At 47.0% G+C, this 22235-nt stretch carries 19 protein-coding genes; 11 read left to right on the top strand and 8 right to left on the bottom strand.

All coding sequences use genetic code 11. The features are described 5' to 3' along the window. Together feoB and MZO41_RS01020 are read left to right on the top strand one after the other, a co-directional pair. On the top strand, positions 1 to 1989 hold the full coding sequence (gene feoB, locus MZO41_RS01025) for a ferrous iron transport protein B (protein ID WP_058906890.1): 1989 nt from the start codon (positions 1 to 3) through the stop codon (positions 1987 to 1989). Between the two features lie 16 nt (positions 1990 to 2005). Further along, the gene (locus MZO41_RS01020) at positions 2006 to 2170 is read left to right on the top strand and encodes a FeoB-associated Cys-rich membrane protein (protein WP_003640260.1); all 165 of its coding nucleotides are present in this window, start codon (positions 2006 to 2008) and stop codon (positions 2168 to 2170) included. A gap of 288 nt (positions 2171 to 2458) precedes the next feature. Here the strand turns inward: MZO41_RS01020 and murC are convergent, their stop codons facing one another. The 3 genes from murC to ytpR form a co-directional block, all read right to left on the bottom strand. Then, positions 2459 to 3769: a UDP-N-acetylmuramate--L-alanine ligase gene (gene murC, locus MZO41_RS01015; protein WP_003640259.1), complete on the bottom strand. Its 1311-nt coding sequence runs from the start codon at positions 3767 to 3769 to the stop codon at positions 2459 to 2461. A gap of 62 nt (positions 3770 to 3831) precedes the next feature. Next, positions 3832 to 6825, bottom strand: coding sequence for a DNA translocase FtsK (locus tag MZO41_RS01010; RefSeq protein ID WP_003644281.1), 2994 nt, complete (start codon positions 6823 to 6825; stop codon positions 3832 to 3834). A gap of 32 nt (positions 6826 to 6857) precedes the next feature. After that, a complete protein-coding gene (gene ytpR / locus MZO41_RS01005) occupies positions 6858 to 7499 on the bottom strand; it encodes a YtpR family tRNA-binding protein (protein ID WP_013355484.1) in 642 nt (213 codons plus the stop codon). A 168-nt stretch (positions 7500 to 7667) separates the two neighbouring features. Between ytpR and MZO41_RS01000 the strand changes: the two genes are divergently transcribed. Continuing rightward, positions 7668 to 7991, top strand: coding sequence for a PepSY domain-containing protein (locus tag MZO41_RS01000; RefSeq protein WP_003640256.1), 324 nt, complete (start codon positions 7668 to 7670; stop codon positions 7989 to 7991). A 143-nt stretch (positions 7992 to 8134) separates the two neighbouring features. Here the strand turns inward: MZO41_RS01000 and trmB are convergent, their stop codons facing one another. The 4 genes from trmB to MZO41_RS00980 form a co-directional block, all read right to left on the bottom strand. Continuing rightward, on the bottom strand, positions 8135 to 8779 hold the full coding sequence (trmB, locus tag MZO41_RS00995; RefSeq protein ID WP_003644279.1) for a tRNA (guanosine(46)-N7)-methyltransferase TrmB: 645 nt from the start codon (positions 8777 to 8779) through the stop codon (positions 8135 to 8137). Positions 8780 to 8864: 85 nt separating this feature from the next. Beyond that, positions 8865 to 9650, bottom strand: a complete 786-nt coding sequence (locus MZO41_RS00990) for a phosphotransferase family protein (RefSeq protein WP_003640254.1) — start codon at positions 9648 to 9650, stop codon at positions 8865 to 8867. Between the two features lie 118 nt (positions 9651 to 9768). After that, entirely contained in the window at positions 9769 to 10974 is a 1206-nt protein-coding gene (locus MZO41_RS00985; protein WP_003644278.1) for an ABC transporter permease, read from the bottom strand. Continuing rightward, positions 10967 to 11704, bottom strand: a complete 738-nt coding sequence (locus MZO41_RS00980; protein WP_003644277.1) for an ABC transporter ATP-binding protein — start codon at positions 11702 to 11704, stop codon at positions 10967 to 10969. Before MZO41_RS00980 ends, MZO41_RS00985 begins: the two co-directional genes overlap by 8 nt. A 199-nt stretch (positions 11705 to 11903) precedes the next feature. Here MZO41_RS00980 and MZO41_RS00975 point away from each other — a divergent pair, with 199 nt between their 5' ends. The 8 genes from MZO41_RS00975 (at position 11904) to MZO41_RS00940 (ending at position 20494) form a co-directional block, all read left to right on the top strand. Continuing rightward, on the top strand, positions 11904 to 12356 hold the full coding sequence (locus MZO41_RS00975) for an HIT family protein (protein ID WP_003640251.1): 453 nt from the start codon (positions 11904 to 11906) through the stop codon (positions 12354 to 12356). 10 nt (positions 12357 to 12366) lie between these two features. Next, positions 12367 to 12708, top strand: a complete 342-nt coding sequence (locus tag MZO41_RS00970; RefSeq protein ID WP_003640250.1) for a YtxH domain-containing protein — start codon at positions 12367 to 12369, stop codon at positions 12706 to 12708. 232 nt (positions 12709 to 12940) lie between these two features. After that, positions 12941 to 13837, top strand: a complete 897-nt coding sequence (locus MZO41_RS00965; RefSeq protein ID WP_003640249.1) for a peptidylprolyl isomerase PrsA — start codon at positions 12941 to 12943, stop codon at positions 13835 to 13837. 473 nt (positions 13838 to 14310) lie between these two features. Continuing rightward, positions 14311 to 15015: a WxL domain-containing protein gene (locus tag MZO41_RS00960; protein WP_003640248.1), complete on the top strand. Its 705-nt coding sequence runs from the start codon at positions 14311 to 14313 to the stop codon at positions 15013 to 15015. A gap of 18 nt (positions 15016 to 15033) precedes the next feature. Further along, positions 15034 to 15714 (top strand): WxL domain-containing protein, encoded by a 681-nt coding sequence (locus tag MZO41_RS00955; protein ID WP_003640247.1) that lies wholly within the window; start codon positions 15034 to 15036, stop codon positions 15712 to 15714. 9 nt (positions 15715 to 15723) lie between these two features. Further along, entirely contained in the window at positions 15724 to 16770 is a 1047-nt protein-coding gene (locus tag MZO41_RS00950) for a WxLIP family cell surface protein (protein WP_003644276.1), read from the top strand. 59 nt (positions 16771 to 16829) lie between these two features. Beyond that, positions 16830 to 17201, top strand: coding sequence for an LPXTG cell wall anchor domain-containing protein (locus tag MZO41_RS00945; protein WP_058906894.1), 372 nt, complete (start codon positions 16830 to 16832; stop codon positions 17199 to 17201). A gap of 5 nt (positions 17202 to 17206) precedes the next feature. Then, on the top strand, positions 17207 to 20494 hold the full coding sequence (locus MZO41_RS00940) for a WxL domain-containing protein (protein WP_013355481.1): 3288 nt from the start codon (positions 17207 to 17209) through the stop codon (positions 20492 to 20494). 301 nt (positions 20495 to 20795) lie between these two features. Here the strand turns inward: MZO41_RS00940 and MZO41_RS00935 are convergent, their stop codons facing one another. Then, positions 20796 to 22112: an FAD-dependent oxidoreductase gene (locus tag MZO41_RS00935; RefSeq protein ID WP_003640243.1), complete on the bottom strand. Its 1317-nt coding sequence runs from the start codon at positions 22110 to 22112 to the stop codon at positions 20796 to 20798. Positions 22113 to 22235: the final 123 nt, after the last annotated feature.

Here is a 22235-nt window from a genome sequence, read left to right as displayed (position 1 = left end):
ATGACGACGGTTACATTGCTCGGAAATCCCAATACTGGTAAGACCACGCTATTCAATGAACTGACGGATAAATACGCGTACGTCGGTAACTGGACCGGCGTGACCGTTGAGAAGAAGATGGGCCGGATTCGGCACTCTGAAGTTGAAATGGTCGATTTACCCGGAGTCTATTCACTTAATCCAATCACCAAAGATGAAGCAGTCGTCACCAACTATCTGCTACATAACCACCCTGATCTAATTCTGAACGTGACCAACGCGAGTCAGCTCAAGCGTAACTTACTACTGTCGATCGAAGTGTTGGAATTTGGCGCACCGGTGATTATCGCACTCAACATGATTGATGACCTCAAACGGACGGGCCATTATTATGATTTTGACACGCTAGCTGAACAACTTGGCTGTCAGATCAAAGCGACTAACGCCCGCAATAAAGAAGGGCTGCATCAGCTACGCGAAGACTTATTGGCAGGTCCCCATCCGGCCGCGACACCGCTCAAACTCAACTATCCTTTCATGATTGAGCAAGCCATTCGTCAGGCTAGCCAACAGCTCATCAAAAAATTTGATTTGACAGCAGACTTCGCACGGTGGCTGACGATTCAATTTATTAATCAAAATAAGCCAATTCGAGCCTACGCGAAACACATGGGATTGACACCACTCACTAGTCAAGCCGCTTATTACGACGCTCAAAAATTCGACGAGCAGATTTTCCAAACCCGACTAGACTTTATTGAGCAAACCTTAGCCAGCGCTAGTCAAAACTTGGCAAGCACCAGCCACGTCGAGATGACTGCTAAAATCGACAAGTGGGTCACCAATCCGTTCTTAGGGCTACCCGTCTTCGTGGGAATCTTCTACTTGATGTTCAAATTATCCTTTGATTGGGTCGGCACGCCCCTGTCAGATTTGTTAGATAGCTTCGTCTCCGGACCACTATCCACCACCGTGAGTCACTGGTTGACCATGGCTGGAGCCATCCCGGTCTTGCGCTCACTGATTGTTAACGGCCTAATTGCAGGGGTCGGTGGCGTGCTCGTCTTTATTCCCCAAATTTTTGTCTTGTTTGCCTGTATTTCAATCTTGGAAGATTCAGGTTACATGGCACGAGCAGCACTAGTTACGGACCGCTTGATGCAGATGATTGGACTCAACGGGAAGGCATTTATCCCCCTAATTATTGGATTTGGATGCAACGTCACTGGTATTATGGCCGCCCGGACAATTGAACAACCTAAAGAACGCTTAATTACAACGCTGATTTCCCCATTTATGAGTTGCTCCGCCCGTCTGCCAATCTACAGCCTATTTGTGGCCGCTTTTTTCCCGAAAAATCAGGCCCTAATTGTCTTGTCGATTTACTTTCTTGGCATTGCGGTCGCCCTCGGTATGGCTAAATTTTATCAACTGATTTTCAACGTCGATGATAGTTCCGTCTTCATCGTTGAGTTACCACAGTATCATATTCCCCGGGCTGACATTATTTGGCGTGGCACCTGGGATAAGGGTAAAGGGTTCATCAAAAAGGCAGGTACTATCATTTTTGCCGGTACGGTCTTGATTTGGTTACTTTCCTCATTCGGCACTAGCGGCTTAGTCAGCGACATCGACAACAGCTTTGCCGCGACACTTGGCAAAACACTATTACCGCTGTTCGCGCCACTCGGTGTGACTGCTTGGCAAGTTATCTCAGCCCTCTTTACTGGGATTCTAGCCAAAGAAGTCATCAGCTCTAGTATGATGGTAATGTTCCACAGCGCAAATCAGGCCGGCTTGATTGCCATGATGGGGCGCTTTTTCACACCGTTATCCGCATACGCGATGCTCGTCTTCATCTTGCTATATGTCCCGTGCTTCGCCACGATTGGGACCATCAAGTCCGAGACTGGATCGACCAAGTGGGCTGTTTACGCCGTCTGCTCGAGTTTGGTCATTGCTTACACCTTGGCCTTCGTCATTTACCAAGTTGGTCAATTATTTATCTGAAAGGAGTTTGATTCACATGGCATTATTCGTTAATTTCTTAATTATCGCACTAATTATTGGGGCTGCTGGCTATCAGATTTATCGCGTGGTCAAACGTGCTAAAAAGGGCAAATGTGCGGCCTGCGACTATGATTGTGAAGCTAAGAAAATGTTAAACAAAGCCCAGAAGCAACAAAACTAAGACTACTGCACCTGCCTCACTAACCACGTGGTTAATCCTTAGAAATCATACACACTAATAAAACACCAATGACGGAGATTCTAGTGAATTATCCTCATTGGTGCTTTATTTATCGACTGCATAAGTTCCATTAAAACTTGTAAGGTCAAAATAGGTCGCACAACTGTTGTCTAGCAATAATCTAACATCTCTCATAGGGTTTCATCTTGGATGCTAACGCCGGTTTACGCTAAATCAATTTAAAGACGGACTAAAAAAGCGGCCCTGCTGGGGCCGCTTTTTTAAGAATTATTTCATTTGGTCTTCATAAATTTTTTCGTACTTTTGAATGTCACCAGCACCCATAAAGACAGCGACGGCATTGTGGTAAGCCGTTAAAGCAGACATGTCATCGGTCGTGATAATTTCACCACCATTGGGTAACTTAGCAGCTAAGTCTTTGGAGGAAACATCACCAGATTTTTCACGGGCAGAACTGAAGATATTGGTCAAAAAGACGTGATCTGCCTTGCTTAAGCTGGCTGCAAAGCCATCCATCAATGCTTTCGTCCGTGAGAACGTATGTGGTTGGAATACGGCCAAGATTTCCTTATCCGGATACTTTTGGCGTGCAGCATCCAATGTTGCTTTAATTTCTGATGGATGATGTGCGTAGTCGTCGATCATGACCATATCGCCAACTTGATGTTCTGAGAAACGTCGTTTAACCCCACTAAAGTCGAGGAGTTCCCGCCGAATTTCGTCCAAGTTCACCTTTTCAAAGTAAGAAACCGCAATGACAGCCGTGCTGTTTAAGACATTGTGTTCACCAAACAATGGGATTTCAAATTCCCCTAACGATTCATCGTGATACTTCACTTCAAATGAAGACCCCTTAGTCGTTCGTTTGATATTAACCGCTTGAAAGTCGTCACGGTCATTCGTCCCGTAATAGTAAATTGGGGTATCAACATCGAGGTGTCGTAAACTTTCATCGTCACCCCAAGCAAAGATGCCCTTCTTCACTTGATTGCCAAATTGTTGGAAAGCGGATTGAACGTCAGCTAAATCCTTGTAGTAATCAGGATGGTCAAAGTCAACGTTCGTCATGATGGCATAATCGGGATGGTAAGCAACGAAGTGCCGCCGATATTCATCCGCTTCAAAAACGAAGAAACGCGCGTCAGGGGTGCCTTTACCGGTCCCATCACCAATCAAGTAACTGGTGGGAGCGATATGACTCAAAACGTGGGACAACAAACCAGTTGTCGACGTCTTCCCGTGAGTCCCGGCCACACCAATACTCGTGAAGCCTTCCATTAATTTTCCAAGAAATTCATGATAGCGATAAACGGGCAACCCCATTTCACGCGCCTTTTTGATTTCAGGATGGTCATCAGTAAATGAGTTCCCCGCAATCACTGTGAGGCCTTCGCGAATGTTATCTTCGGAAAACGGTAGCATCTTAATGCCAGCTGCAGCTAGACCTTTTTGCGTAAACGTATATTGTTCAATATCTGAGCCTTCAACTTGGTAACCCTTGTCATGTAAAATCAAGGCTAGTGAGCTCATCCCAGAGCCCTTGATCCCAACAAAATAATAAACCGTTGCTTTATCCATTATGCTAATAATCTCCCATATTCACAATTCATCAATCATGAGGTGAATCGCTTTATTTTTAATTATGAATTGGCTTGTAATTTAGTTAAATCTGCCGCTGTGAAATAAACATCTCGTGGTTTGGAACCCTTAGCTGCTGAAACGTAGCCGCGACTTTCCAAATCATCAATAATATTGGCCGCCCGATTATAGCCAATCGAGAAGTTTCGTTGCAACTTCGATGTCGACATGGTATCTTCATCAGCAATGTAAGCCAATGCTTCAGGCATCAAGTCATCTTCATTGCGTGCTGCTTCCTCGTGCTTCACTAGGCTGTCTGGTTGAAATTCATAGTGCGGTGCTGCCTGATCACGGACAAACTGAGTGATACTGTCGATCTCACTGTCCACGAACGTCCCCTGCAACCGAATCGGTGCGGGTTGACCGTTGCCAAGATACAACATATCACCGCGTCCCAACAGACGTTCCGCCCCACTCGCGTCCAGAATCGTCCGCGAATCGATCTGGCTGGCAACCATGAAGGCCACCCGCGTTGGGATATTATTCTTGATCAAACCAGTGACCACATCAACACTTGGCCGCTGAGTCGCAACTAATAAATGAATCCCTGCCGCACGGGCTTTCTGGGTGATTCGGGCAATGTAATCCTGGACCTCACTAGAAGCAACCATCATCAAATCAGCTAATTCGTCGATTACAATCACGATATACGGCATTTTTAGAGCCGGCTCGTCATGTTCGTCGGCCAGTTTGTTGAATTGCTCAATGTTCCGGGCACCACCAGCGGCAAGTTTATCATACCGGTTGTCCATTTCATCAACGACCCATTTCAGCGCTGCCGAAGCGGCTTTGGGTTCTGAAATCACGGGTGCTAATAAATGTGGAATCTCGTTGTATGGTGCTAGTTCTACGGCCTTCGGATCAATTAACAACAATTTAACTTGTTGTGGGTTCGCTTTGTACAGAATCGAAACCAAGATACTATTGATGAAGACTGATTTTCCAGAACCCGTAGCCCCCGCAATCAAACCGTGCGGCATCTTCCGCAGGTCAGTGACTTGTGGTTGCCCGAATAAATCGACACCGAGTGCGACCGTCAATGGTGACTTACTGTCGCGGAATTTGTCAGAATCTAAAACTTCAGACAGCATCACCGGCCGCGATTTCGCATTTGGAATTTCAATCCCAATCGTATTACGGCCAGGGATCGGCGCTTCAATTCGAATATCTTTTGCAGCCAAGGCCAATTTCAAATCATCATTTAAGTTGGTAATCTTGCTGACCTTGACGCCACGAGCAGGTTTTACTTGGAACTGAGTCACAGTTGGTCCAATCGTCCAATCGACAACGTTGGCATTGACACCAAATGCGTCCAGAGATTCATCTAACGCACTGGCCTTCTGCTCGATCCAATCATCCATCTCAGATTCATTGGCCACGATCGGTGCTTTCAACAGATTCAGCGGTGGCAAATGATAAGCCGCTAATTCTTTATCCTCAAGGACGGGGGCCGCTGAACCGCCACTATGAACTAACTCAGGTTGTGAAGCCACTGCAGATGTCTCTGACAAAGCGGGACTAGTTGTAACTGCAGAAGTAGCCGCCTGTGACGGTGCCATAGTCACACTAGTCGCTTCCCCACTTTCTTGTGAAGGGACCGTGGATGATGCCACAACGCTGACTGGCGTGGCCGTTGCTGACGTCACAGCAGGACTTGTGCTAGTTGGCCGCATGCCAACCGGTTGATAAGGTTCTTCGTTAACGTGTGAACGAGTCTGCGCAGTACTTGACTGTGGTGCTGCAGAAGCCGCCGTTGTTGGCTGATCCTTAAATAACGCTAAGTCCGCCTGGGCATCGTGCTCAGCGGTCATAATATCCCCTAAGGATAGTCCTAGCCCATGTGCTGACTTGGGTGTCGCACTAGTCGCAGCAGATTCTATTTTATCATGATCAGCAGCCGCATTAACAGTTGCAGCAGATTCAGCAAGCGCGGGATCAGTTGGTTCAAACACTTCTGTCGGCCCTGCCGATACTGCCAAACTTACCGCGCTAGGCGCATTTATGGCGGCCGCCGACGCTGCTAAACTTGGGTCAGTGGGCTCAAATACTTCCGTGGGGCCTGCCGATACTGCCGAGCTTACCGCGCTAGGCGCATTTATGGCGGCCGCCGACGCTGCTAAGCTTGGGTCAGTGGGCTCAAATACTTCCGTGGGGCCTACCGATATTGCCGAACTTACCGCGCTAGGCGCATTTATGGCGGCTGCCGACGCTGCTAAACTTGGGTCAGTGGGCTCAAATACTTCCGTGGGAGCCGTCACTACCACTGAATCATCGGTTTTAGGCGTATTAATTGCCGCAGCCGACACAGCTAATTCAGGAGTGGTAGGTTCAAACACTTCCGTTGGTCGCACAACCGTCGCCGAAGCTGCGGACACCGTGGAATCACTGCCGGTCTGTGACGTGTTAGCCACGACCGTTTGAGCAGCCACGCTCGATGCTGCCTGACTAGTTACCGTTGTCGGGTCAACACTTGAAGCCATCTTCCGTTCCGCTTGACTAAGAACTGCCGAATCACTCGGGTGTTCAACTTGACTCGTGTCCGTCCCACTATCAGAAAGCGGTTGTTGCAAATCAACAGCCGGTAAATCATTAGCTGCTGCATCCGCAAACAATAAGAAGGTCTCGGGCCGCTTATGCAAGCTCGCTTCAATTTCTAAATAATTACGGTCATCGTGATCCTGAATGATACCGCCATTTGTCAGCGCCGCACTAAGCTGGGCTGGTACCCGGGATGGGTGAAAAGTCCCATGGGTGCCACCGTTAAAGAGGGTCGCACTAGTTGCAGCACTGCTACTCGAAGTAGTTGCCTGACTCGTCACCTGCTTGGCGCTAGTTTGACTGGCTGGCCGTTTTGGCGCCGCACTAGGTGCACCAGCAGTCGATTGTGGACTAGCCGATGCCGCTACAGGAGTTGATTGACTGGCCGCTGAATTATTCACTTGTGGTTTGTTAAATCGATATTTCCGGAAAAATGCCGGGCCATCATAATGGTTCATTTTCAATCATCCTAGTTTTTAATATCTGCAAATTAAGCGGTAAATAACGTCTGAGCGCGTTTGAAATCAAATGGCGCACCCACTGGCTGATAATCGGCGGGCAAAATCAAAGCCCCTGGCCGTTGTGGCGCGTTCGGTAATTGTAATTCTCGGCCTGAAACAATCATGCCATCACTCTCAACGCCCCGTAATTCGCCCGGCCAAATAATTAAGCCACTGGGCATCATTGCACCGACCTTGGCAACAACAACCAAAATATCCGCCTGCATATTAGGTGAACCACTCACGATTTGAAGTGGTTGATCCAAACCAACATTCGTCTTGGTAATCTGTAAATGATCAGACTTCGGATGTGCTTCGGCTGATTCCACATAGCCGACCACAAACTTAGGGTCAGTGTCTAAAACTAATTCAGGTTCAAAATCATTGGTTTTTAATAAATTATTTAATTGCTCAACTTGTTCGGCCGTTAAGTGAACTTGACCATTGGCATCTAAGTCGCCTAACGTCTTGGAAACGTCAAAGAAATTATAGCCCAAGGTTTCCCCACTGTCAGCATCGCTAATACGCGTCACATTGGCATGTGTTTCAATCGTTTGGGTGGCCGCATCTGGTCGTAAAATGGTGATTAACGTGTCACCTAATTCGGATGGATTATAACTTGTAATTAACATGTGAAACCCCTTTACTCTCATTTTAGCGTTCAACACTATATTATAGCGTATTTTACTTAAATCATACTGATTAATTATGACTTTTCTTTGTATTCTCGTCAATCATTGGTATACTAAATTTAAATAAAACATTTCCTAGTCAAGTTAGCTGAAAGGAGACGCAACATCATGAATAAACAATTACAATATGGCGGCTTGTTAGCGGTTGGGATGGCTGGTATCGCCGGGGGCTTTTCCGTTGGCGGCCTGTTCAAGCGGTTGCGCCGCCCCACCCCTAACCAAATTCTTAGCCAAGTCAAGCGCGCGTTTTTGAAGGAAGCACCGATTGAAGGCTCGTGGATTGAAATGAAAAAATCCCCATTACAAAAGTTCGCATTGCGCACGGATGTCTACTATGGCGGCATTACCCGCTATGAAGATGGTCAGCTGGTACAGTACGAGTTTTTGGCCGATGCCAATACTGGTAGTATTTTAGACATTTACCGGCTTTAATAACTCACAATTGACTATCCGCATCAAAAATCAAAAATGAGCTTCTGGAATTAAAATTCTGGAAGCTCATTTTTGATGTTTCCGACAATTACACTCAATTAAAAAACAGCGATCGCCGACGCGTTTCGCTGTTCTCATTCAGTCTATTTTGCTGGGAAAGTTGCAATAATCTTATAAATTGGGCCCGCCGCACTGAACTTCTGTTCATATTCAGTCTCGACGTTATCCTCAGGTGTGGCAACTGCATGCAAGTCTAACCAAACTTGTTCAAATTGCATCCCAAAGTTATTCATGCTCGTTAATGAAAATTCGAATAGCCCCCGGTTATCAGTCTTAAATTCGATCTGACCGTTGGGTTTTAAGACTTCCCGGTAACTGCTCAAAAACGACTTGTAGGTCAAACGCCGCTTTTCATGACGCGACTTCGGCCACGGATCAGAGAAGTTCAGATATAAGCGATCAACTTCATGGGGTTCGAAAAAGGCAGTCACCGCTTGACCGTCCGCATGTGCCAATTGCAGGTTAGGCAACGGGGCCTCGACTAGCTTTTTCAAAATAATCGCAATCACCGAGGTCTGAATTTCAATGGCAACGTAATTTATCTCAGGATGACGCTTAGCCATTTCAATGATGAACTGGCCCTTTCCACTCCCCACTTCAATCTGGAGTGGCTGGGGTTTGGCAAAACGGCTTTGCCAGCGGCCTTTTAGCTGAGTTGGATCTTCGGTAATAAGTTCGGGATGGGCGGCAATTAACTTTGGCGCCCACGGTTTATTTCTGACACGCATCTTGATTGACTCCTTCTTCATTTGCTTACTCAACAAAATCGCCGCGAATTCCATCTGGGACTCGCGGCGATTTTGTTGCTCGTCGTTACACTTCGTACTGCGATAATTCTTCTAAAAAGATAATTTCATGGTTCATCTGATGGTACTGATTCCGATAATAATTATCTTTGATATTCAATAGTAAATTGATCTTAGCATACCAGACCACTCGCGTCCGTAAGGCGGTCGTCATAGTCTCACCGTATTCACTAAGCCACTGTTGCCAATCACTTAACGGGACATATTCGCATAGTAGCATACTAATATCTGACGCCGGATCCGCAAATCGTGCGGAATCCCAGTCAACCAAGTACAGTTGTTGGCGATCAGATAGTAACCAGTTCTTGTGGTTAAGATCACCGTGACAAACGCGATAATCAGTGGCCGGTAAAGTGGGTGCGGTTCCTCTTAATTCATCCAGAACCCGGGCCATTAACGGATGGTGCCGTAAATCATCTGGTAAATCTTGTAAGTATTGCTGAATAAAGTCTTGTGGGCGGACACTCTGACCACCGACTTTTCTTAACATCCGGTGAAGCAACTCGGAATTGTGCACACGTGCCAATAAATGCGCCACTTCAGGCAGCCGCATTTGTTGCTTCGTTAAAGTTTGACCATTCAACCACTCTTGGGCTGTCAGCGTATCCCCGCTTGAGATACGCTTCGTCCAGATTAATCGCGGGGTAATTTCTTCCATCGACAGCGCCGCTAGGAACGGCGAGGCGTTTCGCTTTAAGAACAATCGTTGGTGATTTTTTTTGCCCATGAAAGCTTTATTCGTATTCCCATAGATCGGGTAAACGTCCCAGCCATCATCAAGTTCGAAATCCATCAGCCCCACTCCTCTCAAAATTTATTTAATGACTCATTATTATTTGACTTAACAATCACATTTTATAGACGAAAGTTGAATCCGTCAAGTCCTTTTTAACCCTTGATACATCAAGGTTTTAAGCTAATCTTAATTTTAAATACCAAGTAACTAAGAGATAGATTTCAATCACGTTAATGATGAGCAAAATCCCAACTTGAGCTAACGGTGCGTTGCTTAACCAGAACGCAACTAAAAAGATTAATCCCGTCAAACTTAACACGTTTCGCAATAACCGCTGAAAGTTTTTCAACCGCTGTTTAGTTGCCAGCGGATAAATGTGCGTAAAAACTATATTATCGTATTGCTTGTAAAACGGCAACAATTGAAACCCAATCAAGTAAATAAATAAGGCGTCCAACGCCATCGCTAACCAACCGTGCCCACTAAAGTACAGTAGCACCGCACCAATAACTGTCAAACGAACCACTAACCCGCTAAATTCCGTGCCGCGCAACATGCCACGTGTATATAGGTAGCCAAACGCATGCTGCTGGTCCTTAGGTAACCACCGTAGTAACCAATCCAGGTACCGACGACGTTTGACACTGCCTTGCACCATTGGTACATCCGTAAATAAATTAAAGAATCGATAAATCCCTAACATACGGTTGGCTTCGGCTTTGATGTCGTCACGCCAAGCAATCACCGTGGTCGACCAAATTCGTTGGTGCAAATAACGTTGTCCCACCGCAATCGCGATGGCCATTGCGGCACTCAACCACGGCGTCACTAATAGTCCCACTGCCAACGTGACGAACGCGCCGGCCCAGTTCAGGGGGCGCAACCACCGCTTCATGCTTGGCTTCACTTGATAGAGATGCGTCACGCTCAGCGTTAACTGGGCATCCTTTAACGCCAACTGGGTGATGAGTAACGCCAGCAACGACCAGCCCGTCATCTGATCAACGATCATGAGCAACGGCACGGTCAAGCCAACAAAAATCACTTGGACTGCTTGCGCCAACCACCAACTGTAGCGCCACGCTTTCACGAAGTACGCATGCACATCCCGTTCACGTGGTAACAGGAAAACGGTATCGGCCGGTTCTAATAACGTTGCGATATGACTGACACTTAGACCCGCCCATAATAAGAGACCGAGCACCCAGACGATCCACGTCTGCTGAGGGCCAAGCGTCTTGAGCCAATTGGAATAAGCCAGCCCGAGTCCGCCGACAAAAAACATTAATGCAATGACAAAGTGATCATTGAACACCAATCTTAGGTAGCGCAACATCCGACGCAGATGCCGCTGCAACCGCGTTTGAAATAACTCATTCATCACGGGTCACCCCGGTCAATGAAAGATAAATATCGTTTAACGACTCACCCGCATCCGGATAATTCGCTTTGATTTCAGCAAAAGTCCCCTGTGTCTGTACTTCACCAGCATGCAATAATACAAACTTATCACAAGCTTTTTCAGCCGTGTCCAAAACGTGCGTCGACATAAGGACAGCGGCTCCCTGTGCTTTGACTGTCGCAATCAATGCCAACAAGTCGTGCACCGCCAAAGGATCCAGTCCTAAGAAAGGCTCATCAATAATGAACAACTTAGCGTTAGTGATGAACGCACAAACAATCATGACTTTCTGTTTCATTCCCTTTGAGAAGTTCGCGGGGAACCAATCCAACTTGTTAGCCAATCGGAAAGTTTTCAATAAGTCATGAGCCCGTTGCCAAGCCTGTTCTTGGTCTAAACCATACGCCAGCATCGTCATTTCTAGATGTTCTTTTAATGTTAACTCTTCATATAAGATAGGTGTTTCTGGAATGTACGCAATTTGGCTTTTATAGCTTTGAGGATCTTGTGCTAATGTCACGCCATTGAGCGCAATTGATCCTTTCATGGGCGTCAACAAACCGATAATATGATTAATGGTCGTTGACTTACCGGCCCCGTTAAGTCCGATCAAGCCCACTAATTCACCGGGCTCAACTTGAAAACTAATATCTTTTAAGACGGGAATTTGCGAATACCCACCAACTAAGTGTTGTACCGCTAATGTCATAACGTTAACCTCTTTCTGTGTTGGTATAAGTGCTCCCATTATAGCATAGCCATCACGACACCCTCTATTTGGTTGGCTCATTGATCCCCGACTTTACCGAAACTTCAGTAATTTGTCGTCAATCAAGCTACCTAGTTTTGATTGCCGCAACATCGATAGTGTATAATGAACCCAACTAATAAATAAAGAAGGTTATCACATGACAGCTTTTGAACCAAAACTCGATGACGATTGTATCTTTTGTAAAATAATTAAGGGCGATATTCCGAGCTATACCGTTTATGAAGACGACATGGTCAAAGCCTTTCTTGACATCTCGCAAGGTACTCCTGGTCACACCTTAGTCGTACCGAAGACGCACGTTGCCGATATTTTCGGTTACGATCGTGATCTTGCCAGCATCGTGTTTGCGCGGATTCCTGAAATCGCCCGCGCTATCAAAGCAACTGACGAGAATATCATTGGCATGAATATCGTTAACAATAATGGTGCGGTCGCTTATCAGTCCGTCTTCCACTCCCATTTTCACCTCATCCCCCGCTACAGCGATAAAGATGATTTTCGGATGATCTTTAAGGACAACGCCAAAAAATATGACGAAACCGACTACACTCGCTTACAGAACGCCATTAAAACTGAATTAGCTAATTAGGAGGTCTCCCATGGCAAAGTTTATTCGTAACAGCCTGATCGGTCTGGGTCTCAGTGCTGCTACCTACATGTTGATCAATCAGAAAACACCTAAAGCGCTCTACACAGACATCAAAAGTTACGTGCAAGACGTTTTAGATGCTGCTGATAACTTACAAGACGCACGTGAAGAGTTTAGCGATGCCCAGAGCAATCTCAGTGTTCAAATGGCCCACGCTGCGGAAGTTTTTGATGACATTCAGACTGAATTGGATAAATTTCAATTTAAGATTGAACCCCACGTAACCATCATGAAAAAACGTGCGGATCACTTACAAGACACTTTAGACCATTTAACCAAGACAACCGACTGAGCAAGTAATCGTGAGGTCGCATTAGGCCCACGATTCTTTTGTTTGCTATCTTAACAAGCTGATTTCGTTTAAATTCACTGACGCATTAGGTAGAATTTATGAAGAGGCTGTGAAATCTCTGAAAATTTTGTAAAGATTTCCATATGCATGCAGAAGCTTTAATAGATATGGTATAGTAGTCGTTGAAGTCTGCTAACGCAGAACGATTTCAAGAATAGGATGTGTTTTAGGAATGAAGAAATGGCTCATTGCCCTTGCTGGTGTCTTACTAACCTTCACCTTAGCTGGTTGTGGTAGCAAGACCGTTGCATCAACTTCCGGTGGTAAGATTACCGAAAGCCAATATTACAGTAGTATGAAGGGAACCTCTTCAGGTAAGCAAGTCTTGCAACAAATGATCCTGAATAAGGTGCTCGAAAAGGATTACGGCTCAAAAGTTTCGACTAAGCAAGTGACGAAGCAATATAATACTTACAAGTCACAATATGGTAGTTCTTTCTCAACCGTCTTATCGCAAAATGGTTTGACGACCAAGACCTTCAAGGAACAATTACGTTCTAACTTATTATTGAAGGAAGCCGTTAAAGACAAGGTCAAGATTACTGATAAAGCTTTGAAGAAGCAATGGAAGTCTTACGAACCTAAAGTCACGGTTCAACATATCCTAGTTGCCAAATCAGCAACTGCTGACAAAGTCTTAGACGCTTTGAAGAAGGATTCTAGCCAAGCCAACTTTACGAAGTTAGCCAAGAAGTATTCAACTGATACAACGACTAAGAATGATGGTGGTAAGTTATCAGCCTTTGATAACACTAACACGAGCTACTCATCTAAATTCTTAACGGCTGCTTTCAAGCTGAAGAACGGTGAATACACGACTTCCGCTGTTAAGACCAGCAACGGTTATGAAATCATCCGGATGATCAAGAACCCTGGTAAGGGTAAGATGTCTGATCACACCGCTGATTTGAAGAAACAAATTTGGGACAATGATATGAGCGACTCCACTGTCTTACAAAACGTTGTTTCTAAAGTGCTTAAGGGTGGGAACGTTTCAATCAAGGATAACGATTTGAAGGATATCTTATCGTCATACCTTTCAACCTCATCTTCATCAAGCTCTAACTAATTAAATTAATTAAGCCACCCTGACGTTTAACATGTCAGGGTGGCTTTTTTTGCGTCGTACTAAGTCTAGCGCGTCAAGCATGAATTATTATTGCGCTAGAAATATACGTCTCTATTTAGCAGATCAATCAGCTGACAAGTTAATTATGATTAATCATTTCACGCACACTTCGCTAGTCAGTCTAATTATTCAAAGTCATCAATAAAAATTTATGATTTTATTATCCCCTATCGCCAGCATTGGCGCAAATATCAGTGCTATCACAATAAATTCAGAACCCCCTCGGAACATAATAAGCTAAGACTAATTGCTAATCATTAAATATATGCATAAAAATAGCCGCAACCTAATAGATTATGCTAGCCTTATAGCAACGATAAACGCAAGACAATCTTCTGGCCAGGAGTTGATTATCGTTACCAAACATTTGTTGATCACCGCAGGCACGGACAACCAAAAAGGAGCGATCCATCATGAAAAAAACAGTGCTTACCGCGACCATGTTGTTAAGCTTACTAGGAATGCCCGCCGTCATGGCAACCGCCGATTCAACTGCGAACACAACTACTAATTTGGAATTGACAGAAAATACTGGACCAACTATCCCAGTAGATCCCACTAACCCGGCCAATCCACAAGTTCCAGAAGATCCAGACAATCCAGCTACTGGTAATACTGGTGCTCTAACATTAGACGTGGCTCCTCGAACTTTCGACTTCGGCTCCGTTCAAACTTATGCCGCCGAACACACTTATAAGGCCACGACGACCACTAATGGGCAACAATATTTACAGGTCACCGATAACCGTGGGACCGATGAACAGGGTTGGACCGTAACCGTCGAGCAAGATCAAGATTTAACCGAAACTAGTGGAAGTTCACCGCATGTTTTGACCGGTACCACCATCCACGTACCAGCCGGGATTGCACGTAATAGTCTGGCAACTGACCCTACGGCGGTCGATACCAACCTGACGACTACAGCTGCCGATGTTACCAATACGAGTGGTGCCGTGACCGTTTTTAATACAACGGCCACTACCGGCGCTGGTAAAGGCACTTCGGTTAAAGTTTGGGATCCAAGTGATGTCACTTTGACGATTCCCAAAAACACGGCCAAACCAGGAGCCTACAGCAACACTTTGACATGGACCTTGACCGCTGCTACCCCTAGCTAACCATAAGGAGGGATTGCCATGTTTAACCGCTTTTGTCTTAGTACGGGGTTAGCGATTTTAGGGTTAATGGCAACCAGTTTGACGGCTCTCGGGGCAACGACTAATGGTACCGTGACTTTTCAAGATGATACTAGTGCCACGGCCCCAGTTGATCCCACTAGTCCCAACGTCCCGTTGACAACCACCGATCCGAATAATCCGGCAACTAACAATACCGGAACATTGACCCTCGATGTAGCCCCAAAAACTATCGACTTTGGTACCGTCACTACGTCCAACGCAGCCAAAACTTACACTGCAATTGGCAACTACAATCAATATCTACAAGTCTCGGACAAACGCACCACTGCCAACGGCTGGCAAGTCAACGTTAAGCAAGACCGGACGTTAACTAACGCTAGTAATAATCACGTGCTGACTGGTGCGGTGATTCACCTACCCCAAGGAACTGCGCGTAATTCGCTAAACGAGCCCGCCTCAGTAGCCGATTCCAATTTAGTTGTTGCCCCCAGTGTAAGCGTCACCACCGCTGACCAAGTCGTTTTCAGTGCCCCCAACCGGGCGGGTGTTGGTAAAGCCACTTCCACAAACACTTGGAACGCGGGTGCCGTGACCCTTTCAATCCCCAAGCTGACAGCCCAAGTCGGTAACTACACGAACAACTTAGTTTGGACGTTAGTCGCCGCTACCACTAACTAGGAGGTAATCATGAAAAAATTGATGTGCTTATTCGGCGTAATTGGTGGCTTGGTTTTCATGAGTTGGACCTCACCAAGCGTCCAGGCCACCGCTACCAATGCCGAAGTTCAATATAGTGTTAACAAAATCAGTCCCGGCCAAGAAGTCGATGCTAGCAGTCCGTTTTTCGACCTTAAGGCCAAGGCGGGCACCACTCGTAAAATTCAGGCGCGGGTCTATAACCCGACTGACCAATCAATTACGGTCAAGACCCAGCTACTCACGACATTTACGAATGATTCAGGCCAAATCGCTTACACCCAAACAGCCAAACGATACGATGCCAGCTTAAAATATCGTTTTGATCAAATTGCGACTTTGGCAGCCGGTTCCGATAAAGTCACGGTCCCCGCCAAAAGTAACCGGGTCGTCAGCGCCACAATCAACATTCCCAAAGGATTCGATACCGGTGTAATCTTAGGCTCATGGTACTTCGAAAAAATGGGGCAAGGCGCGAAAAAAGCATCCAAGGGCGTCAATATTAACCAAAAATATAGTTATGCGTTAGCGGTTAAACTGACGGCCAAAGAAATTGCACAGCCTAAGTTGACTTTGGGGACGGTCACTCCCGGATTACGCAACTATCGCAAAGTCGTGCTCGCGACCATTCGGAACCCAGAACCAGCAGTGGTCTCGCAATTAAAACTGACCACTAAGGTCACGAGAAAAGGCAGTTCCAAGGTACTCTATCAGAACAGTAGCGACAACTTGATCATGGCCCCCAATTCGAACTTCACTTACCCCACTTTTTTAGACGATCAAGTCATGCGGGCGGGTGATTATACCTTATCCGTCACCGCAACGACTAACGACTCCAAATGGGCCAAAAAAACTTGGCATTGGTCCCGGGACTTTAAGATTACGACTGAACAAGCACGTCAAAATAATCAAAAAGCCAAGAATGACCCGGCCGCCCCCATCAGTATCTGGTGGTACGTCCTAATCGTCATTGTAATTGCTGGCTTATCCGCCGGAATCGTTTATCTAATTATGAAACGACACAATCGCAGAACCTAAATAAGCAGTTAATTTTAGATTATCTTCTAACTTGGTACTCAAACAAGGAGGTTATCGTTATGGCTAAATTCAGGCGGCTAGTTTTACTATCATTAAGCCTTGGACTAGCCCTCGCTGGTGGCTGTCGGAGTCCCGATGCCCTAGCGGCTACCCCAACTGACACTAGTGTGACATTGACCGACTGGCAAGCCGGGACGGACCTGACAAACTTCCAGCACCCCCGTCCCTATCAATATCTAGCGGTGCCCAACATCATCGCCACTGCTAATCAACAGGCTTCGACTCAGACACCATCATTCGCGGCAATACGTCCAGATAAATCAGTGCTACCACAAACGAATGAAGCCCGCCAACTGTTAGTCTGGTTAGGTCTGTTGACAGCTGTCTTAGCCGGTTGGCTCGTGTGGCTCATGCAACGCCGAAGGGAGTGAGCAATTTGCAACGACCACGAAGATTAATAACGGCTTGGCTCGGGTTACTCGTTCTCTTAATGAGTCTACTCGTTGTCAACGGCGGTGCCATTTATGCGACAGCGACCACCACGGCCACACCAATCAAATTCGAGGAACCACCCACGGAATTAGTGATTGGGCAACCTTTTACACTTCAGTTGGCCGTACAAGGTTCCCAGGAACACCAAGTCATGGTCGCTATTCCTGAGGCCCTCACCGTTGACCAAACTAAAACCCGGCAAGCCAACAGAGCGAGCCTCGCTGAGCTGGATTTTGATGCTGACAACCGGAAACTAACTTTGACGCCATCTGATCCGACAGCCAGTACCACGTTCGATTTGGTATTGAGTGCCAGTGAAGCGAAAACCTACAAAGTGACCGCGGAAGCACTGATTACTGGGCCAGCATTAGCGACCACTACCGCTTCAGCTGTCGCCAGTAGTGAAAAACCGACGACCCACACCATGACCGCTGAACCAATAACTTTCACCGTGGCCGCGGGCTCCGCAGTCGACTCACCTCCTGAAGAAGCCGGCACTGAATCAGCACGTGAGGTCAGCAATGATGCCGAAAGCACCTCTTCGGCCAGTCAAGACCCGACCACTGACGATTCGTCAGCAACAGCAACACAAGCGGCTACCACGAAACGTGATGACAACAATGCCACAAGCAAATCGTCCGAACAGTCGTCTAGTACCACCGCGACATCGGACCCAACTGCTGACAACGACACTGCTACTAGTCGCACAGCGCAGGCTGATTCGGAAGTAGAACGGACACCGAAAGCGACTAAAGCGACTGCCACCAAAGCCGCTAATGATATCACGACCGCCGCAATCGTGGTCAATCCAGATGGTAGCACGACCGTCTCAACTTACGATGATTTAAAATCAGCGTATACCAATACCGCCGTCACGACGATTAAATTGGGGGCCAACATTACCCACACGTCAACAAGTGCTACAGAATTAGGCACTCGTACCACCAGCCTGACAATCGACGGGCAAAATCACAGCCTTGATTTCGGCATCGGCAACTTCACATTGGGTTCCACAACCACCGCCCAGACAATGACAGTAAAAAACTTCAGTAGTATTCGTGGCGCAATTGCGAGTGGAACGAGTAGTGGTGGCGCCGCCGGAATCATTCAAAGCGGGACCGATGGTGGGGCTAATGCTGGTGGTGCCCGTTGGACGATTACAGTGACCGATTTAATCACTACCAGCGACGTTTACCGCCTAGTCAACGCTCCTGGTAATCAAGTCAATGTCAGTGGCGCAGTCACCGCAACAACTGTCGCTGAAAACATGATTACTGGTGGAATGACCTTTGCCGCCAACAGCACGTACATCGGTCGCAAGGCTAATAGCAGTGCCGCCAACAAAGCTTTCTTCAACTTCACGGCAACTAGTACAGTCGGGACTGGAGACCGTAAAGTCACCATTGGCAGCGCAGCCAATGTTAACTTGCTAGGCAGCGCATCAGACGCGACTCGGGGTATTTTCTATGACCAGTATGATGCCGTCACGGTGGGTACCAATGCTATCCTAACCGCCAAGATGTACGGTAACGTCTATCGGGCAGAAACAGCAAACGCGTTTACCGCCAACGCTGGCAGTAAGGTCACGTTTGAGAACTTAGCCACAACTAGTAGTAATGCGCTCTACTACGTTACCCCGTTGATTCCGCTTGGCAATAACAGTACGTTTACCGTGACGGGTGGCGAGTTGTATATCACTAGTAGTGGTTCAGCCCCCATTTTTGGTGGCTACATGTCCGGTTTGAGCGTCTTGCTAGATTCTCCTAAGGCCTACGACATTAAAAATACGGACTTTGCAATTCTCGTTCAAACGGGTTCAATCGTCGAGACGACCATTAAAAGTTTCAAAATCACGAACAGTAACCTGAGTATGTGGTCATTGTCCTTATTGAACCTGTTGAGCGCCAGTGTGACCTATCAAGGGATCACCGCCATCGAACAGAACGGGGTCCTGATTACCAACAGCGGTAGCGTCTTACCGGGACTACTCACCTTCTCGGCTGCGCGCCGAATTGCGAACACCCTCTCATTACCGACTGTGCAATTCAGCTCACCGTATACGAGTGACTTGAACGCCCAGCTCGTCACCAATGCCGACAAGAAGGTCCGCGTTCGCGTTATCACCGGTTATACAGAATCGAATGGCACACAAACGCCGATTTACGCTGGAACGGGCACGGCAACCGTCAAGTTAACAGATGATCAAGGCGCAACGCAAAGTGGTACGACTGACAGCAGCGGTTACGTTAATTTCACCTTAGATCATTTTCCAACGGCCGGCACGACTATGACAGCTCAAGCAACGACCACCTATACTTCAGATCCTGTCACCATAACCGTCCAAGATAAGACGCCACCGACGCCGGTAACCGTTAAAGATGGAAAAATCGTTGCCGACCAAAAAACGATTGCCAGCGGTTCCACGACGACGGCTGGTAACACACTTCGTTACACGGTTAACGGGACCTCCGCAGCTGATAGCAACGGCAATGCCATCACAGCAACCGCTGCCAGTGATGGGAGTTGGTCCCTTGCGATGCCAGCCACTAAATTAAAAGCTAACGACGTCATTCAGATTTTTGTGAAAGATAGTGCGGGGAACGAAAATCCGGTCACCAGTACAACTTATCATGATGCCACGTTTGCCGCCGCTACCCAATACACCGTCGCACCGGCAATCGGCCCGACAGCACCAACTGAGCCCGAGCACCCTGGTACGACCAATACCAGTGGGAGCGAAAACACTGGGACCGGTAATACGGGCGAACTTCGTTTAGACTACGCGCCCAGCCAATTTAACTTTGGCAGTGTCACAACAAGTATGCAGCCTAAAACTTACGCCGCCCAGACAATCAACGGTGTCGCGAAACAGTGGCTCCAAGTTTCGGATAATCGGTTAGCAACTCACGGTTGGACCGTCACTGCCCGTCAGAACAGTCCTTTTACTAGTACTAGTGGCGCCCAACTCACCGGCGCGAAGTTACACATTCCTGCCGGGCAGACCTATAATGAACGCGCTACGGGCCAGCTCAAAAGCTACGCGGTCGATCTCACAACCGCCGAACAACCCGTCTTTGCAGCCCCAGCAACGGCCAACGTGGGGAAAGACCTTTCAACCAACGTCTGGCAACCCACCCAAGTTCAATTGACCGTTCCTGGCAACACCGCCCAAGCGGGCCAAACCTATAACACAACCGTAACTTGGACGCTAACGGCTAACGTGACGAACTAACGATTAAATATGCCAAACTGAGGCTCCTCGGCCGTACACCTTAAGTACTGGCCCCAACTCTAGCAATTGGAAGCGCGACTTCAAAGCACCATTAGATCACCACAATAATTGTCGATTTCATCACTTAAATTTGACCGTCGCTGGATTGCCCATCATTATTGATGACGCGACGGTTTTTTCCTGTGAGTTCCTAATGAGCTAATCATCAGTAACCACTAGTTTTCCATGTCATATACTGAGCTTAAGCAACACATCAACTTAAAATTGCCAAGTCCGTATAATGGGCTTGGCAATAATCAACCTAGTTAGTGGCTAAAGTTTGTAACGCCTGTAAACTAGCCGTACTGAGTACATCCACCGGCTGGCTTAATCCCGGTTGAAAGAAAAAGTCACCATAGGCTAATTGCTCGAGCGTTGCTCCCATCTGGATTGCGAGCGAAACGGTATTGATGACCGCCGTTAATTCTGCTGTAGACATTATTTGTGCACCTAGTATCCGATGAGTTTTATCATAAAACAACTTAAAATGAACGGTCGCATTCAATCGAGCTGGTGCGGATGCCACCAATCGGGGAACCGCGATGTAAGTTGCTAACACCGGTTGTTGCATACGGACAGCTAGTTGCGTGTTTAGGCCCGTAGCAGCAAAGTAATATCCCGCCGCATTAAGCGCGGACGTTGCCTGAACGCCGGGAAACACAATTCGCTGATCCGTTAACAAGTTATGCGCTAATAACCGACCGGCATGACTGGCCGCGCTGCCTAAAGTGATCCGCTCTTTAGTACCCGTGGGCGTAAACCGAACTTTAGTCGCATCGCCAATCGCGTAAATATCTGGAACACTTGTTTGAAAATAATCATCCGTCTCAATTAATCCCTCAGAATCTAGCGCCAAAGTTCCCCGTAGCCATGCAGTATTCGGTCGATTGCCGACTGCGACAAGGACTAAGTCGGCAGCATACTGACCACGATTCGTTTGTACCGCTGTCACGTGTGTTGAACCTAATACGGCCGTCACCCGCTCTTCCATCTTTAATTGCAGCCCATTCTCAACACTCGCTGCAGCTAAAATTTGCGTAAATTCTGAATCAAGATTGTGACTGAATGGCCGAGCGTTCACATCAATAACAGTTACTTGCTTGCCGGTTTGTTTAAATAAGGCTGCAAAATTCATCCCAATATAGCCGCCTCCAATCACGACCACGTTTTTAATGGCTGCTGACTTAGCGGCCAATTTTAACTCATTGATGCTGGCACGGTTTTGAATCGATCGAACACCAGATAATTCGGCTCCGGGAATCGGTAACTGGATTGGTAACGATCCAACGCTCAATACCAATCGATCGTAATGATCAGTCTGTAATTGCCCCCGTTGATTACGAGCAGTAATCGTGTGGGTCGCTGGGGTAATTCTTGTGACCGTCGTTTGGTCGAATAGAGTCACCTGCTGGGACAAGGCCAACCGCTCTTTTTCAGCATCCGCCGGAGCCCAATCCAAAGCCGTCGCGAATTGCCCGTGCTCGTACCAATGAATCTCATTATCCGTATTAGCTGCTAATAAGCCATTGACCGTTTCGCGGCCGCCATGTGCAGCCCCGACAATAATAATTTTTGCCATATTTTCCGCCTCTGATTACTTAAATTATTGTTAACAACGCTATTTAAGATACACGTTGTCTTTAACTACAACAATCGTTTGGCTACGGAAATCACTATTATTAAGGCACAAAAAGCAGTAAAC

Source organism: Lactiplantibacillus sp. C232, assembly GCF_023806725.1.
Taxonomy (GTDB): domain Bacteria; phylum Bacillota; class Bacilli; order Lactobacillales; family Lactobacillaceae; genus Lactiplantibacillus; species Lactiplantibacillus plantarum.
This window is presented reverse-complemented; position numbering and strand designations above follow the sequence as displayed.

Coding starts and splice junctions, on each gene's coding strand:
- feoB (WP_058906890.1), top strand. CDS start 1: ATGACGACGGTTACATTGCTCGGAAATCCCAATACTGGTAAGACCACG.
- MZO41_RS01020 (WP_003640260.1), top strand. CDS start 2,006: ATGGCATTATTCGTTAATTTCTTAATTATCGCACTAATTATTGGGGCT.
- murC (WP_003640259.1), bottom strand. CDS start 3,769: ATGGATAAAGCAACGGTTTATTATTTTGTTGGGATCAAGGGCTCTGGG.
- MZO41_RS01010 (WP_003644281.1), bottom strand. CDS start 6,825: ATGAACCATTATGATGGCCCGGCATTTTTCCGGAAATATCGATTTAAC.
- ytpR (WP_013355484.1), bottom strand. CDS start 7,499: ATGTTAATTACAAGTTATAATCCATCCGAATTAGGTGACACGTTAATC.
- MZO41_RS01000 (WP_003640256.1), top strand. CDS start 7,668: ATGAATAAACAATTACAATATGGCGGCTTGTTAGCGGTTGGGATGGCT.
- trmB (WP_003644279.1), bottom strand. CDS start 8,779: ATGCGTGTCAGAAATAAACCGTGGGCGCCAAAGTTAATTGCCGCCCAT.
- MZO41_RS00990 (WP_003640254.1), bottom strand. CDS start 9,650: ATGGATTTCGAACTTGATGATGGCTGGGACGTTTACCCGATCTATGGG.
- MZO41_RS00985 (WP_003644278.1), bottom strand. CDS start 10,974: ATGAATGAGTTATTTCAAACGCGGTTGCAGCGGCATCTGCGTCGGATG.
- MZO41_RS00980 (WP_003644277.1), bottom strand. CDS start 11,704: ATGACATTAGCGGTACAACACTTAGTTGGTGGGTATTCGCAAATTCCC.
- MZO41_RS00975 (WP_003640251.1), top strand. CDS start 11,904: ATGACAGCTTTTGAACCAAAACTCGATGACGATTGTATCTTTTGTAAA.
- MZO41_RS00970 (WP_003640250.1), top strand. CDS start 12,367: ATGGCAAAGTTTATTCGTAACAGCCTGATCGGTCTGGGTCTCAGTGCT.
- MZO41_RS00965 (WP_003640249.1), top strand. CDS start 12,941: ATGAAGAAATGGCTCATTGCCCTTGCTGGTGTCTTACTAACCTTCACC.
- MZO41_RS00960 (WP_003640248.1), top strand. CDS start 14,311: ATGAAAAAAACAGTGCTTACCGCGACCATGTTGTTAAGCTTACTAGGA.
- MZO41_RS00955 (WP_003640247.1), top strand. CDS start 15,034: ATGTTTAACCGCTTTTGTCTTAGTACGGGGTTAGCGATTTTAGGGTTA.
- MZO41_RS00950 (WP_003644276.1), top strand. CDS start 15,724: ATGAAAAAATTGATGTGCTTATTCGGCGTAATTGGTGGCTTGGTTTTC.
- MZO41_RS00945 (WP_058906894.1), top strand. CDS start 16,830: ATGGCTAAATTCAGGCGGCTAGTTTTACTATCATTAAGCCTTGGACTA.
- MZO41_RS00935 (WP_003640243.1), bottom strand. CDS start 22,112: ATGGCAAAAATTATTATTGTCGGGGCTGCACATGGCGGCCGCGAAACG.